This window comes from Bradyrhizobium sp. 44 (assembly GCF_023073095.1).
Lineage (GTDB): Bacteria > Pseudomonadota > Alphaproteobacteria > Rhizobiales > Xanthobacteraceae > Bradyrhizobium.
The window spans coordinates 453,425-468,372 of record NZ_JADPIY010000016.1 but is presented as its reverse complement, the minus strand read 5'-3'; the positions used below and the strand labels follow the sequence as shown (position 1 = coordinate 468,372).

Below are 14,948 nucleotides of genomic sequence, written 5' to 3'. Positions count from 1 at the left end.
TCCCGCGATCTGGCGCAGGCGGCAATCCGCTCACGCGCCGGTGGGCGGCACTAGGCCGACGGTTCATTTGTACCAATGTACAAATGATTAGGTCCCGTCAACAAATCAAGCAAGACCGCCGAGGGTGGATGACGAACCGTCTAGGATGACCAACCCGTCCCGGAACCGCGGACCGACTGCCCGAATGGTAAAATCTCTCTTAAGCGCTCTCAGGCCCGTCGGCCGGGAAAAAGCAGCATTTTCCGGGCGCTTCTGCCAGGGAATATGCATTGGGAACAAACTTCGCACCCGAATTGTCGCGGATTTAACGAAGCGCCGGCGCCTGCCGTTTAACCGTTTGTCCAGCGACGGCCGTGCATAGTCCGGGCAACCCGTTGCTCTTGCCAGGTTCATTCATTGTGACATCCTTTGGACGCGTGATTTCGGTTCGCGGATCGCTCGCCCGGGTCGGGCTACTGCCTGAAAGCCGGATGCCGGTCTCGGAAGTGCGGGCAACCGTCGGCCGCTTCGTCAGTATCCGCTGCGCCAGCTCGGTCATCGTCGCCATGATCACCGAGGTGTCCTGCGAGAACCTCTCGAGCAACGACGATTTGATCGCCATCGCCTCGGTCGACCTGCTCGGGGAAATTCTCAACGCCACCGGCAAGGCCAAATTCCAGCGCGGCGTCACCAACTATCCGACCATCGGCGATTCCGTCGACCTGATCACGAGCCAGGAGCTGCGCACGATCTACGCGCCCACCGGCTCCGACCAGATCAATGTCGGCTTCCTTCAGCAGGACAGCTCCGTCGTCGCCTATGTCGACATCGAGGAAATGCTCTCCAAACACTTTGCGGTGCTGGGATCGACCGGCGTCGGCAAATCGACCGGTGTGTCGCTGCTGCTCAACGAGATCCTCAAGGCACGCCCGAACCTGCGCATCTTCTTGCTCGATGTGCACAACGAATATGGCCGCTGCTTCGGCGACCGCGCGCTGGTGCTCAACCCGCGCAATTTGAAACTGCCATTCTGGCTGTTCAATTTCGAGGAAATCGTCGACGTGCTGTTCGGCGGCCGCGCCGGCGTGCCCGAGGAGCTCGACGTCCTCGCCGAGGTCATTCCCCTCGCCAAGGGCGTCTACACCCAGTACCAGAACGCCGACCGCATCGGCCTGAAGCGCATCGATCCCAAGCAGATCGGCTACACCGTCGATACGCCGGTGCCCTATCGCCTGGTCGATCTGATGTCGCTGATCGACGAGCGCATGGGCAAGCTCGAGAACCGCTCCTCGCGCATCATCTATCACAAGCTGATCTCCCGCATCGAGGCGGTCCGCAACGACCCGCGCTACGCCTTCATGTTCGACAACGCCAATGTCGGCGGTGACACCATGGCCGAGGTGATCAGCCATCTGTTCCGCCTGCCGGCCAACGGCAAGCCGATGACGGTGATGCAGCTCGCCGGCTTCCCGGCCGAGGTCATCGATTCCGTCGTCTCGGTGCTCTGCCGCATGGCCTTCGACTTCGGCCTGTGGAGCGACGGCGTTTCACCGATGCTGTTCGTCTGCGAAGAGGCTCACCGCTACGCCTCCGCCGATCGTAATGTGGGCTTCGGGCCGACCCGCAAGGCGGTGTCGCGCATCGCCAAGGAAGGCCGCAAATACGGCGTCTATCTTGGCCTCATCACCCAGCGTCCGGCCGAGCTCGACGCGACCATCATCTCCCAGTGCAACACGCTGTTCACGATGCGTCTTGCCAACGAGCGTGACCAGGCGCTGCTGCGCGCCGCGGTGTCGGATGCGGCCGCGAATCTGCTCTCGTTCGTGCCCTCGCTCGGCACCCGCGAAGTGCTGGCATTTGGCGAAGGTGTCGCGCTGCCGACGCGGCTGCGCTTCAAGGAGGTGCCGCCACATCAATTGCCGCGCGGCGAAGCCACCATCAGCAGCGTGCCGTCCGTCACCTCCGGTCACGACATGCATTTCGTCGGCGCTGTGCTCGAGCGCTGGCGCGGTGCCACCTCGCAGCGCGACGTGCCGAACGATCCGGTGTTCTCGGCCCCGCCCGCCAAGACGCTCTCCAACGTCGAAGCCCCGATGCTGCAACCGTCGATGGGGCTGGATCCGGACCGCTTCTCGCTGCTGAAGAAGCCGCTGCGGTAAAGCAACGCTCGTTTTCCAGCTCCGGCATTGCGAGCCTGGCATCACGTTGAGCATGGCGCCGGCATCGACTATGGTTGCCGGCCCCAAGCCGGAATCCATGCCCATGACAAAGCCTGCGCAACGCTTCGCCGCTCCCGCCCTCGATGCGCTCCCTGACGACATCCGCACACGTCTCCTCGCCGTGCAGGAGAAGAGCGGCTTCGTGCCGAACGTGTTCTTGACGCTGGCCTACCGCCCGGACGAGTTCCGCGCCTTCTTCGCCTATCACGACGCGCTGATGGAGAAGGACGGCGGCCTCACCAAGGCCGAGCGCGAGATGATCGTGGTCGCGACCTCGGCAGCCAATCAGTGTCAGTATTGCGTGATTGCGCATGGCGCGATCCTGCGCATCCGCGCCAAGAACCCGCTGATCGCCGACCAGATCGCCACGAACTACCGCAAGGCCGACATCACGCCGCGGCAAAAGGCGATGCTCGACTTCGCGATGAAGGTCTCGGCCGATGCGCAGCGGATTTCCGAGGACGATTTCACCGCGCTCGCGCCGCATGGCTTCAGCGACGACGACATCTGGGACATCGCCGCAATCTCCGCCTTCTTCGCACTGTCGAACCGGCTGGCGAACTTCACCGGCATGCGGCCGAATGACGAATTCTATCTGATGGGACGGCTGCCAAAGAAATGACCGACTGCCGCGAACGCGGAAGGAACGCATAGCCGACAAACGCAGTGGACGAGTTCCCGTCTGACGGGAACTCTGTGTTTTCGCAATCGCACACGTTTAATTAAGAATCTCACCCTCAACTAGCACAAACGCTTTGGCACAACTTGCGCAGTTTCCGTCACCGGAGACGCGGATGAGTCGTGCCTGTCGAGGGGCTTCTCATGAACGTGCGGGCATTTGTTGTCGCGACCTGTATCGGCACGGCTTTCTTCGCGGCCGGGTACGCATGGAATTATCAGCCCGAGATCATCAACGCGAACGAGATATGGAGCATGTTCGAATCGGAGCATGGAAAGGCGCGGGCTGCCGTCTTACGCGTCCTCATTGCGCCGAATTCAGCTCACTTCAACGGCCTGCGAACGATCGATGCAGACCAGGCAAGATACGTATGCGGCTCCGTAAAGGCGATGGACAAGGAGAGGCAGTATGTCGAGGCCGCGTTCGTTTACACCGTCGCGATCGATTTTGCCCGTATCGACGACGACGGCCGGATGACGTCGCAGCGCTCTCCTTACAAGCCCTGCCCAGGCGCGGCCGACGACAAAATTGCCGACCAGAACACGCTGATATCGCCAGGCGCGCTGTCGATGATCAAGACCGTCGAAAAAATCATCCCCAAGTCCAGCGGCGGAACGATGGAACAACAGCTTGGCCAGCTCGCCGGACAGACAGCGGCGGTCGCGCCAGGTTCGGCGGTCCCGCGGAGATCGGCCGGCTCATCGGGTTCGGCAGCCTCAGCGGGGGCAGGATGGGCGCCAGCAGCGCAGCATTCAGGTTCGGGCGTGGAGGCGCGACAAGCAGATGAACTGACGTGGCGTGTCGACCAGCCGCCGGCCGCATGGCCGAATTTCCCCTCGGACCACCCGCTGGCGAAATCGGCGCAGAAGCGGACGAGCGCCGAGGCCTTGGCTTTTGCAAGAGATGTCGAGGCTCGCTGGGAAGACGCCAAATCGTCCGGAGTTCCGGCCAAGCGTCCTCCGCCTGAGGAGATCAAGGAAGCATGCCGCGCGCTACTTACGATCGATCCCACGGACAAGGATTATCCGCGGGCCTGGGGCGCCTTTGTGCGGCTGCGCAAAATCGATCGCGACGCTGCTGGTTGAACTGGCGGGGATCTGTCCTAGCGCTTCGCCATCAACTCGAGCGCCGGGGCAAAGCGCTCGGAAAACGTCAACGTCTTGGCATGGTGTACTGCGGCAAACGATGCCGATATCCCGGCTGAAGCGACCACGAGCAGGGCAACGGCGAAAACCAGACGGCGCATTTCGGCCTCCTGTGTGAGCTCGACAATCCCACAGATGGCACGGCTTTGTTTCGGCACCGCTTCGTGCGGACGGAAGATGGTTTCGCTCAAGAGGCTGTGATCAGATCCGGTTTGCGGAGCCGCATGCCGTACTGACGTGAGCGTTGCGCCTAATCATCGTCAGCCGGACCGCACCAGCCGGGCAGATAGATCGCGTCCTTGCTCTTGGCTGAGGACATCGCCTTCTCGAGCGCCTTGTCAAAATTGGCGTCCACAGCCTTGCGCGACAGCTTTCGGCGCAGATAATCGGCCCACAGGAATTCGGAGAATGGCGTGGTGTCCTTGGCGAAGCCGCCCATGCGGCGCAGCTCGCCGGCAAGGCTCCGGAAGGGATCGTCCTTGAGAGCGACGACGGATTTCGGCAAATCGCGGAACGGGCGCCGTTCGCCCTTGGCGTCGTAAGGGTAAACCCAGCGCTTGTTGTCCATCACGCCCCAGAACGCTTCGCGCTCCACCATCCTGAGGTCGCCGACGATGGTGACCAGCACCTCCTTGACGCCCTCGTCGTGCAGAGCGCGACCGAGATGATGATGGTCAATCACGTAATAGCGCTCGTCGGGGCCATGCACGACGGGGATCATATGCTTGCCAAGCAGATCGGCCTGCTTTTTCTTGTCGTGCTCGCGCCAGCGCTTGCGCTTCTCCTTGACCTCGCGCATCCCGACCGTCATCTGCGTCGGCCGCAGCGACAGGATCGACACCGGATGCACTCTCGGTTCGCGCGTATTGGTCATGGTTGAGAGCCCTTCACATGGTTGCAGCTGCGTGATCAGGTTCCCTGGACTATGCCATGGGCATTGCGCCGGCAATGCATTCGGCTGGGCGGAGATTATTGCATTGCACCCTCTGCAGGCCCGGAACGACCACGGTTCCACGGTCCTTCGTTCGCAACCCTGCTAGATAGTGCGAACGCGCAATGCACGTGCGCGTTGAGAAGATTTTCTGCAACGTGTTCACCACGTATGCTATCTAAAAATCGCTGCTTCGGAGTGATCCCTGCACCATGACAACCCAGCGGCCCATAAGCTCGGATGACGAGCACCGGGTGCTCCAGTTCAGGCCGCGCACCTCGCCTTCCCCGACAGGCTACCGCGGCAACGCTAGCGTGCAGCAGTTGCGCGTCGCGCCCGAGCCGCTCGACCTGTCGCGCTACGAGCAGCCCCGCACTGAACCGGACGATTTCCGCCATCGCATGCTCGCGAATATCGCGGCGCTGGCCTTCACCATCGCACTGACCGCGATCGGGATCTGGCTCGCGGTGAGCATCGCCGACCTGCGCCGGACCCAGGATTGTGTGCTGATGGGCCGCCGCGACTGCGTCAAGATCACGACGCCGCACATCTAAGGCAAGACGTCTGGCGAGGCCCGCCGACGGTCCTTCGGCCGAAGCGGCTCAGCCGGGGCGTCCCCAGCCCTGTCCCCACACCCGCCGGCTCCATTGAACTCAGGGCGGCGCTCCGATATACGGGCTTTCGACCCGGCCAGAGGGGGGTTGAGGGCGTCATCGGGGCGCGATGCCCACCCACCGTTCCACTCTGGAAAATCTGACAAACATCTGCAATATATCAAAGGCTTAGTGATGTCCTCCACATTCGATCAGGTCGCTACGATCATCGCTGAAACCTGCGACATCCCGCGCGACACGATCACGCCGGATAGCCATGCCATCGATGACCTCGGCATCGACAGCCTCGATTTCCTGGACATCGCGTTCGCGATCGACAAGCAGTTCGGTATCAAGCTGCCGCTGGAAAAGTGGACCCAGGAGGTCAACGACGGCAAAGCCACCACCGAGCAGTATTTCGTGCTGAAAAACCTGTGCGCCCGCATCGACGAGCTGGTTGCGGCCAAGGGCGCGAGCGCCTAAGCGCGCGGTCATGCAACTCGAATACTTCCACATGATAGATCGCGTCGTCGACCTCAACGTCGACGCGAAGACGATTGTCGTCGAGGCTCAGGTCCCGATGGAGAGCACCATCTTCGAGGGGCACTTCCCGGGCTATCCCCTGATGCCCGGCGTGCTCCTGATCGAATCGATGGCGCAGGCCTCTGGCTGGCTTCAGCTTGGCGTGCTCAAATTCGAGCGCATGCCGATCCTGGCTGCCGTCAAGGAGGCCAAGGTCCGCGGCTCGGTTTTCCCCGGCGATCTCATGAGCATCGAGGCAAGCCTGGCCCATCAGGGCTCGGGCTACGCCGTGACCGAAGCCAAGATCAAGGTCGGCGGCAAGCTGCGCGCGAATTCGACGCTGACCTTCACGCAGATTCCCTTTCCCCATGCGGATATGCGCGCCCACATGGACGCGGTCGCCAAACGCGTCGGCTTTCCGCAACAGGCCGTATCGCCATGACCGAGACTGCTTCGAAGCCCGCCCAGACGGAAGTCTGGATCACCGGCATTGGCCTGGCCACCTCGCTCGGCGAGGGCCTGGACGCCAACTGGGCCGCGCTTCAGGAGAAGCGCATCAATGTCGACGAGAAGGGCTTTGCGCCCTACATCGTGCACCCCCTGACGCCGGTTACCTTCGACAGCCAAATCCCGAAGAAGGGCGACCAGCGCCAGATGGAAGCCTGGCAGCGCATCGGCACCTATGCGGCCGGGCTTGCGCTCGACTCCGCCGGGATCAAGGGCAACAAGGATATCCTGTCGAAGATCGACATGGTCGTCGCCGCCGGCGGCGGCGAGCGCGATCTCAACGTCGACACCGGCGTGCTCACGGCCGAGGCCAAGGGTGCCAACGCGCCCGGCTTCCTCAACGAGCGGCTGATGAGCGATCTCAGGCCGACGCTGTTCCTGGCCCAGCTCTCCAACCTGCTCGCCGGCAACATCGCCATCGTGCATGGCATTGGCGGCACCTCGCGCACCTTCATGGGTGAAGAGGTTGCCGGCGCCGATGCCGCCCGCATTGCATTGTCGCGCATCGCCTCGGGCGAGAGCGACATCGCGCTGATCGGCGGCTCGCACAATGGCGAGCGCAAGGACCTGATGGTCCTCTACGAATTCGGCGACTTCAATCTCAAGGACAAGTTCGCACCCGTGTGGGCGCGCGAGGACAACGCCGGCTTCGCGCTCGGCTCGGCTGGCGCGTTTCTGGTGCTGGAGTCCAAGGCGCATGCGGAAGCGCGCGGTGCCAAGCCGTTCGCGAAGCTGTCGAGCGTCGTTGCCGACCTCGCCCGGCGCAAGACCCCCGGCGACATGGCCGCGACGCTGGAGAAGCTTTGGGCAAAGTTGCCGAAGCGCGACGGCAAGGGCGCGATCATATCCGGTGCGACCGGCGCTGAGCCGGCGACATCGGAAGAGCGCGGCTTCCTGAAGGGCCACGCCGAGTTCCCGGTGCGCTCGACCGGCACGATGTTCGGCCACACCATGGAGACGCAATTCCCGCTCGGTATCGCGCTCGCCGCGCTGTCGATCTCTCGCGGCGCGCTGTTTCCGCCGAACGATTCCACGGGCACCGAGATTGAAATGCAGGGAGCGCCCACCCAGATTGTGGTGGTGGGGGCCGGACACTGGCGCGGCGAAGGCATGGCGCTGGTCGAGGCAGTAAGCTAGAGCGCGTTGCGCTTTGGCAGGTTATTGTTTGGGCATGATCTTCTCGGAAAATCGCGTCACGCTTTTTCGGATCATGCTCCAGCTCAAGCGGGGATCGACATGACTGCACCACGCGACAAACTCGGGCGTCCCGTCGTCGTCGTCACCGGCATGGGCATCATGACCTCGCTCGGCAACGGCAAGACCGACAATTGGGCGAAGCTTGTCGCCGGCGAATCCGGCATCCGCACCATCACGCGCTTTCCAGTCGACGGCCTGAAAACCACGATGGCCGGTACGGTGGATTTCGTCAGCGTCGATCCGTTCTCCTCCACCGGCCTGTCCGAGCGGATGGCCGAACTGGTGACGCAGGAAGCGCTGGACCAGGCCGGCATCGGCGCCAAGGCGGATTTCCCGGGCCCTCTCTTCCTTGCGGTCGCACCTGTCGAAGTCGAATGGCCGCAGCGCCGCGAACTTGGCCGCGCGGTCGGTAAGCTCGACTTCAATTACGACGATCTGCTGCGCATCTCCGGTGGCGGCAAGTACAGCGCCTATCACCACCGCTTCATGTTCGGTTCGGTCGCGGCCTACCTCGCCGAGACCTTCGGCACCAAGGGCTCGCCGATCTCGTTGTCGACGGCCTGCGCCTCGGGCGCGACCTCGATCCAGCTCGGTGTCGAGGCGATCCGCCGCGGCGAAACCGATGCCGCGCTGTGCGTGGCGACCGACGGCACCGTAAATCCGGAGGCGCTGGTGCGCTTCTCGCTGCTCTCGGCGCTGTCGACCCAGAACGATCCGCCGCAGGCGGCCTCCCGTCCCTTCTCCAAGAACCGCGACGGTTTTGTCATGGCCGAAGGCGCAGGTGCGCTGGTGCTCGAAAGCTATGAAGCCGCCACCGCGCGCGGCGCAAAAATTCTCGGCGTGATCGCCGGCTGCGGCGAGCTCACCGATTCCTTCCATCGCACCCGCTCCTCGCCCGACGGCAAGCCGATCATCGGCTGCATGAACAAGACGCTGGCCGATGCCGGCATGACGCCGGACCAGATCGACCACATCAACGCGCACGGCACCGCGACGCCCGAGAACGACAAGATGGAGTACAATACGACATCGGCCGTGTTCGGCGATCTCGTCTCGAAGATTCCGGTCACCTCCAACAAGTCGATGGTCGGCCACACCATCTCGGCCGCCGGCGCGGTCGAGGCAATCTTCTCGCTGCTCACGCTCGAACATCAGCGCATCCCGCCGACGATCAACTACGACAATCCGGATCCCACGATCCTGTTCGACGTCGTCGGCAACAAGGCACGCGATGCCCGCGTCACCGCGGTGATGTCGAACTCGTTCGGCTTCGGCGGCCAGAACGCCTCGCTGATCCTGACCCGCGAACCGGCCTGACCGGACGCATGGCGCTGCTTCCTGCGAGGACGAAGGCCCGCGCGCGGGAGACGGCCAAGTCGATCGGTGGAGGGCTGATCGGCGCCGCCACCGTCGGCATGTTGCGCACCACGCGCTATTTCGATCCGGTCAAGACCTCGGACTTTTTCGCGCGCGTCACCAAGACGATCGGTCCGCGCCTGCGCGAGCACCGCATCGGCCGCGCCAACCTCAGCGCGGCCTTTCCGGAGAAATCGCCCGAAGAGATCGAAAGCATCCTGATGGGCGTGTGGGACAATCTCGGTCGCGTCGGCGCCGAATTCGCCCATATGGACCACGTCTGGGACTACGACCGCGCCCATCCGGAAAACAGCCGGATCGAACTGCCCAGCCGCAGCATCGAGCTGTTCGACCGGATCCGCGACGACGGCAAGCCGGCGCTGATCTTCGCCGCGCATCTCGCCAACTGGGAATTGCCGGCGCTCGCCGCGGTCGCGCATGGGCTGGATACGGCGATCCTCTACCGCCGCCCCAATATCGCCTCCGCCGACCGCATCATCCAGGAGATGCGCCAGGTCAACATGGGCACGCTGATCCCGGCGGGGCGCGACGCGCCGCTGCGGCTCGCGCAGGCGCTCAAGGACGGCAAGCACGTCGCGATGCTGATCGACCAGTATCTGACCGGCGGCGTCGAGGTCACCTTCTTCGGCCGCAAGACCCGCGCCAATCCGATGCTGGCACGCCTGTTGCGCCAGGTCGAATGCCCGATCCACGGCGTCCGCGTCATCCGCCTGCCCGGCGGCCGCTTCACCGCCGAGATCACCGAAGAGGTCCAGCCGGTGCGCGACGCCGACGGCAAGATCGACATCCAGGGCACCACCCAGGCGATCACGAGCGTGGTGGAAGGCTGGGTCCGCGAGCATCCCGAGCAGTGGCTGTGGCTGCACCGCAGGTGGCGGTAATCTTGTTCCGTCATTGCGAGCGACTTGTCCGCCGTAGCTCGAAGAGCGAAGGCGGAAGCGAGCAATCCAGAATCCTCCCGCGGAAAGATTCTGATTGGTTCGTCGCTTCGCTCCTCGCAATGATGGGCGCGATTACCTTCCCGTCTTCACCCTGGTCCACAGCCGATTGATGACCCGCTGGGTCGCCGGCTCACGCGCCGTGATGACGAACAGCTTTGCGAGCATCGCCTCGTCCGGATAGATGTTCTTGTCGTTCAGAATTTTCGGGTCGACCAGCTTCTGGCTGGCGAGGTTGCCGTTGGCGTAGGACAGGAAGTCCGTATTCTTGGCGGCCACGTCCGGACGGTAGAGATAGTTGATCAGCTCGTAGGCTTCCTTGACGTTCCTGGCATCCGCAGGGATTGCGAGATTGTCGAAGAACATCTGCGCGCCCTCCTTCGGGATGGCGTAGCCGATCTCGATGCCGCTTTTGACTTCGGCAGCGCGGGCGCGGGCCTGCATGATGTCGCCGGACCAGCCGACCACGAAACAGATCTCGCCGGTGGCGAGCGCGCTTAGATATTCGGACGAATGAAACTTGCGCACGGCAGGCCGCACCTTGGCCACGACATCGGCGGCCTTGTCGAGGTCGGCCTGCTTGGTCGAGTTCGGATCGAGCCCGAGATAGTTCAACGCCGCCGGGAAGATGTCGTCGGCGGAATCCAGCATGTGGACGCCGCAGTCTTTGAATTTCGCGAGATTCTCCGGCTTGAACACGATGTCCCAGCTGTCGATCTTGGCATCCGCTCCGAGAATCTGCTTCAGCTTGGCGACGTTGTAGCCGATGCCCGTCGTGCCCCACATGTAATTGACGGCGTAGACATTGCCGGGGTCGTAGATCGCGAGACGTTCGGTCACCACCGGCCAGGCATTGGCCAGGTTCGGCAGCTTCGACTTGTCGAGCTTCTGGAAGATGTTGGCCTTGATCTGGCGCTGAAGGAAATAGGCCGTCGGCACCACGACGTCATAGCCGGACTTGCCGGCCATCAGGCGCGTCTCCAGCGTCTCGTTGGCGTCAAACGTGTCGTAGACCACCTTGATACCGGTCTCCCTGGTGAAGGCCTCGAGGACGTCGGGCGCCACGTAGTTCGACCAATTGTAGAAGTTGACGACCCGCTCCTCGGCCCCGGCGGGAGCGGAGAGCAACGTCAGCGCGGCGGCGATCGCGAGGCCAAAACCAAAGCGGCTGACGATCGTCATCTGCTACCTCTTGCGCCCGCGCACCGCGTCCGACAGCCGCTCCAGCGCGGTGTCGAGCGTCTCGTCCTTCTTGGCAAAGCAGAAGCGCACCACCGAGGTCACAGGGTCCTGCTCGTAGAAGGCCGATACCGGGATTGCCGCGACCTTGTAGTCCTTCACGATCCGCCAGCAGAACTCGGTGTCGCTCTCGTTCAGCCCGAGCGGGGACAGGTCGACGGTGAGGAAGTAGGTTCCCTGCGACTTCAGCACCGGGAAGCCGAGGCTCTCCAGTCCCTTGGCAAGGCGGTCCCTGCTCCGCGCCAGGTCCTTGCGCATCGACAGGAAATACTCGTCCGGCTTGCCGAGCCCGTAGGCGACGGCAGCCTGTAGGTTCGGCGCGGTGGTAAAGGTCAGGAACTGGTGCACCTTGGCGGCAACGCGCAGCAACGGCGGCGCGGCGCAGACGAAGCCGATCTTCCAGCCCGTCAGCGAGAAGATCTTGCCGGCCGAGCCGACCTTGATGGTGCGGTCGCGCATGCCGGGGATGGTGATCAGCGGGATGTGCTTGTGCTCGTCGAAGGTGACGTGCTCCCAGACCTCGTCGCAGATCGCGATGACGTCGAACTCCTGGCAGTAGCGCGCCAAAAGCTCGAGGTCCTCGCGCGGAAACACCACCGCGGACGGATTCAGGGGATTGTTGAAGAGCACCGCCTTGGTCTTTGAATTGAAGACGCTTTTCAGCATGTCCTCATTCAGCCGCCAATGCGGCGGCTCGAGCCGGACCAGGCGCGGAATGCCGCCGGCCTGACGGATGATCGGCAGATAGGAATCGTACACCGGCTGGAAGCACACCACCTCGTCACCGGGCTGGACGACGGCGAGGATCGCCGAGGTCAGCGCCTCGGTGCCGCCGGAGGTCACCATCACCTCGCTCATCGGATCGAGCTCGAGGCCGTGCCAGTGGCCGTAATGGCTCGCGATCGCCTGGCGCAGCTCCGGCAGGCCCATCATCGACGGGTACTGGTTGTAGCCGTTCAGCGAGGCCTCGGCTGCGGCGCGGCGGATGTCTTCAGGGCCGGGATCGTCGGGAAAGCCCTGGCCGAGATTGATGGCGGCATTGTCGCGCGCGGCCTGCGACATCGCCTCGAAGATGGTGACGGGAAGGTCCGCGAAGACCTTATTGAGGGACGAGCTCTTGGACATCGGCGGGGTCAGCCGCCGACCTTGCTGGGAAGACCCGCCGCCTTCCAGCCCAGCATGCCGCCAGCCAGATGCTTGTCGTAGGGCAGGCCCGCGGCCTGCGCCGCCAGCGAGGCCGTCACCGACCGCTTGCCCGAGCGGCAGGCGAACACGACCTCCTTGCCGGCGGGATCGGGGATCGCCTTGGGATCGAAGGTCGAGAGCGGCACGACCACGCCGTAGGGATAAGCCTCGGCCTCGACCTCGTTCGGCTCGCGCACGTCGACAAGGAGATAGCGCCCTTCCGCGACACCCTTGGAGACCTCGTCCGGGGTCAGATCCTGTACTTGATTTGCCACATCATCCTCCAACGTCGCGGGCCGCTGCCGGGGCGATCCCGGCGGCCGGCAACCTCGCCTCTCGGCCGGTGAAAATCAAGCGCTACAAAGGCTTGAGCTGCCTTGCGCAAGTTAAAGCTAAATCGCAGCGACTTGAAGCGCGACCTTCCAACGGAGGATCAGATCGTCACTTTAGATGGTGACCTGGGTGCCGACCTCGACGACGCGGCCAGAGGGGATCTGGAAATAGTCGGTGGCGTCGTTGGCGGAACGGCTGAGCGAGATGAACAGCCGGTCCTGCCAGCGCGGCATGCCGGAATGGGCGGCCGGTTTGAGCGCCCTCCGCGACAGGAAGAACGAGGTCGACATGATGTCGAACTGCCAGCCGAGCTTGCGGGCGATCGCCAGCGCCTTCGGCACGTTGGGCGATTCCATGAAGCCGAACTTCAGCGTTACCTTGGAGAAGGTCGGCGAGATTTGTTCCAGCTTCACCCGCTCGGCCGGATCGATGCGCGGGGTCTGTGCGGTCTCGATCGTGAGAATGACGTTCTTCTCGTGCAGCACCTTGTAGTGCTTCAGACTATGCATCAGCGCGGTCGGCGCGCTGACGGGATCGCTGGTCAGGAACACCGCGGTGCCGGGCACGCGCTGCGGCGGCCGCTTCTCCAGCATCGCCACGAGGTCGGCGAGCGGGAATTCGAGCTTGCGCGACTTCTCGAACAGCAGCCGGCTGCCGCGCCGCCACGTGTACATCAGCATCATCATGACTGCGCCGAGCGCCAGGGGCACCCAGCCGCCCTCGAACACCTTCAGCAGATTGGCGGCGAGAAAAGTCAGATCGAGGAACAGGAACGGCGCGATCAGGGCGGCGGCCGTGAACGGCGACCATTTCCAGAGCTTCCAGATCACCACAAAACCCATCATCGCCGTGACCACCATGGTTCCGGTGACGGAGATGCCGTAGGCCGAGGCTAGCGCGGTGGAAGAGCGGAACAGCAGCACCAGCAGGACCACCGCCACCAGCAGGAGCTGGTTGATGCGCGGGATGAAGATCTGGCCCGAATGGGCTTCAGAGGTATGGCGAATTTCAAAACGCGGCAACAGACCGAGCTGGATCGCCTGACGCGTCAGCGAATACGCACCGGTGATGACCGCCTGGCTCGCGATGACTGTTGCGGCGGTCGCCAGCACGACCATGCAGCCGCGGAAAAAACCTTGCGGGAAGAGCTGAAAGAACGGGCTGACGATCGCGCCGGGATCGCCGAGCACGAGGGCGCCCTGCCCCAGATAGTTCAATGCCAGCGACGGCACCACGATGAACAGCCAGGCGGTCTGGATCGGCCGCTTGCCGAAATGGCCGAGGTCGGCATAGAGCGCCTCGGCACCGGTGACCGCCAGAAACACCGCGCCGAGCGTCACGAAGCCGATGATGCCATGGTGGATCATGAAGGACACGGCGTAGAGCGGGTTCAGCGCCAACAGCACCTGCGGCTGCTGGATGATCGGGTGGATCGCCGCGATTGCGATCACGGCGAACCAGACGCACATGATCGGGCCGAAGAAAGCGGCGACGCGAGCGGTGCCACGGGACTGCACGGCAAACAGGCCGACCAGGATGATCACGGTCAGCGGCACGATGTAGGGCTCGAAGTGCAGGGTGACGTCCTTCATGCCTTCGATCGCCGACAGCACCGAGAGCGCCGGCGTGATCACGGCGTCGCCGTAGAACAGGGCGCCGGAAATGATGCCGAGCAGGACGATGGTTGTTCCGCGGGTGCCGACTGCGCGCTGGGCCAGGGCCATCAGCGCCAGCGTGCCGCCCTCGCCGTTGTTGTCGGCGCGAAGCAGGATCACGACGTATTTGAGCGTCACCACGATGATGAGCGCCCACAGGATCAGGGAGAGCACGCCGAGCACGGCCGCCGGCGTCGGCAGCCCCTCCGCGCCAGAAGCCGCCATGACCGCCTCGCGGAACGCGTAGAGCGGGCTGGTGCCGATGTCGCCGTAGACGACGCCGATGCTGCCGAGTGTCAGCGCACCGAAACCGGCGGTGGTGTGGGCATCGCCATGCCCATTGGCCGCCGCCGTTTCCGGGGCGGAAATCGCTACATCACTTGTCATGGGAGAGCCTGATGGCCTCTGAAAATGCTTCACTGCACAACGGCAGAAGGGCGCGCGGCTTA

The 14,948-nt window shown here is 63.6% G+C and carries 15 protein-coding genes; 9 read left to right on the top strand and 6 right to left on the bottom strand.

Annotated features, from left to right (window positions below; translation table 11 throughout):
* Positions 1-398 precede the first annotated feature (398 nt).
* From IVB41_RS18680 to IVB41_RS18670, 3 genes are all read left to right on the top strand, one after another.
* Positions 399-2,138, top strand: coding sequence for an ATP-binding protein (locus tag IVB41_RS18680; protein ID WP_247286654.1), 1,740 nt, complete (start codon positions 399-401; stop codon positions 2,136-2,138).
* A gap of 103 nt (positions 2,139-2,241) precedes the next feature.
* Entirely contained in the window at positions 2,242-2,820 is a 579-nt protein-coding gene (locus IVB41_RS18675; protein WP_027569453.1) for a peroxidase-related enzyme, read from the top strand.
* 200 nt (positions 2,821-3,020) lie between these two features.
* Positions 3,021-3,962, top strand: coding sequence for a hypothetical protein (locus IVB41_RS18670; RefSeq protein WP_027569452.1), 942 nt, complete (start codon positions 3,021-3,023; stop codon positions 3,960-3,962).
* 17 nt (positions 3,963-3,979) lie between these two features.
* Here IVB41_RS18670 and IVB41_RS18665 read toward each other — a convergent pair whose 3' ends face one another.
* Both IVB41_RS18665 and IVB41_RS18660 read right to left on the bottom strand, forming a co-directional pair.
* On the bottom strand, positions 3,980-4,213 hold the full coding sequence (locus IVB41_RS18665; RefSeq protein WP_035962418.1) for a hypothetical protein: 234 nt from the start codon (positions 4,211-4,213) through the stop codon (positions 3,980-3,982).
* Positions 4,214-4,272: 59 nt separating this feature from the next.
* Positions 4,273-4,896: a ParB-like protein gene (locus IVB41_RS18660; RefSeq protein ID WP_027569451.1), complete on the bottom strand. Its 624-nt coding sequence runs from the start codon at positions 4,894-4,896 to the stop codon at positions 4,273-4,275.
* 269 nt (positions 4,897-5,165) lie between these two features.
* Here IVB41_RS18660 and IVB41_RS18655 point away from each other — a divergent pair, with 269 nt between their 5' ends.
* The 6 genes from IVB41_RS18655 (at position 5,166) to IVB41_RS18630 (ending at position 10,030) form a co-directional block, all read left to right on the top strand.
* On the top strand, positions 5,166-5,507 hold the full coding sequence (locus IVB41_RS18655) for a hypothetical protein (protein ID WP_247360403.1): 342 nt from the start codon (positions 5,166-5,168) through the stop codon (positions 5,505-5,507).
* Between the two features lie 234 nt (positions 5,508-5,741).
* Positions 5,742-6,029, top strand: a complete 288-nt coding sequence (locus IVB41_RS18650) for an acyl carrier protein (RefSeq protein WP_007592476.1) — start codon at positions 5,742-5,744, stop codon at positions 6,027-6,029.
* Between the two features lie 10 nt (positions 6,030-6,039).
* Positions 6,040-6,510 (top strand): 3-hydroxyacyl-ACP dehydratase FabZ family protein, encoded by a 471-nt coding sequence (locus IVB41_RS18645; protein WP_007608856.1) that lies wholly within the window; start codon positions 6,040-6,042, stop codon positions 6,508-6,510.
* The gene (locus IVB41_RS18640) at positions 6,507-7,712 is read left to right on the top strand and encodes a beta-ketoacyl-ACP synthase (RefSeq protein WP_247286660.1); all 1,206 of its coding nucleotides are present in this window, start codon (positions 6,507-6,509) and stop codon (positions 7,710-7,712) included. Before IVB41_RS18645 ends, IVB41_RS18640 begins: the two co-directional genes overlap by 4 nt.
* 99 nt (positions 7,713-7,811) lie before the next feature.
* Positions 7,812-9,089 (top strand): beta-ketoacyl-ACP synthase, encoded by a 1,278-nt coding sequence (locus tag IVB41_RS18635; RefSeq protein WP_027569448.1) that lies wholly within the window; start codon positions 7,812-7,814, stop codon positions 9,087-9,089.
* A gap of 8 nt (positions 9,090-9,097) precedes the next feature.
* Positions 9,098-10,030 carry a lipid A biosynthesis lauroyl acyltransferase gene (locus tag IVB41_RS18630; RefSeq protein WP_027569447.1) on the top strand — a complete coding sequence of 311 codons (933 nt, stop codon included), beginning with the start codon at positions 9,098-9,100 and terminating at the stop codon, positions 10,028-10,030.
* A 132-nt stretch (positions 10,031-10,162) separates the two neighbouring features.
* Here IVB41_RS18630 and IVB41_RS18625 read toward each other — a convergent pair whose 3' ends face one another.
* From IVB41_RS18625 to IVB41_RS18610, 4 genes are all read right to left on the bottom strand, one after another.
* On the bottom strand, positions 10,163-11,269 hold the full coding sequence (locus IVB41_RS18625; RefSeq protein ID WP_247433710.1) for a polyamine ABC transporter substrate-binding protein: 1,107 nt from the start codon (positions 11,267-11,269) through the stop codon (positions 10,163-10,165).
* 3 nt (positions 11,270-11,272) lie between these two features.
* Complete coding sequence (locus IVB41_RS18620) at positions 11,273-12,451, bottom strand: aminotransferase (protein ID WP_027569445.1); 1,179 nt, start codon at positions 12,449-12,451, stop codon at positions 11,273-11,275.
* Between the two features lie 8 nt (positions 12,452-12,459).
* Positions 12,460-12,786 (bottom strand): rhodanese-like domain-containing protein, encoded by a 327-nt coding sequence (locus tag IVB41_RS18615; RefSeq protein WP_015686918.1) that lies wholly within the window; start codon positions 12,784-12,786, stop codon positions 12,460-12,462.
* A 171-nt stretch (positions 12,787-12,957) separates the two neighbouring features.
* The gene (locus IVB41_RS18610) at positions 12,958-14,886 is read right to left on the bottom strand and encodes a potassium transporter Kup (RefSeq protein ID WP_247433707.1); all 1,929 of its coding nucleotides are present in this window, start codon (positions 14,884-14,886) and stop codon (positions 12,958-12,960) included.
* Positions 14,887-14,948: the final 62 nt, after the last annotated feature.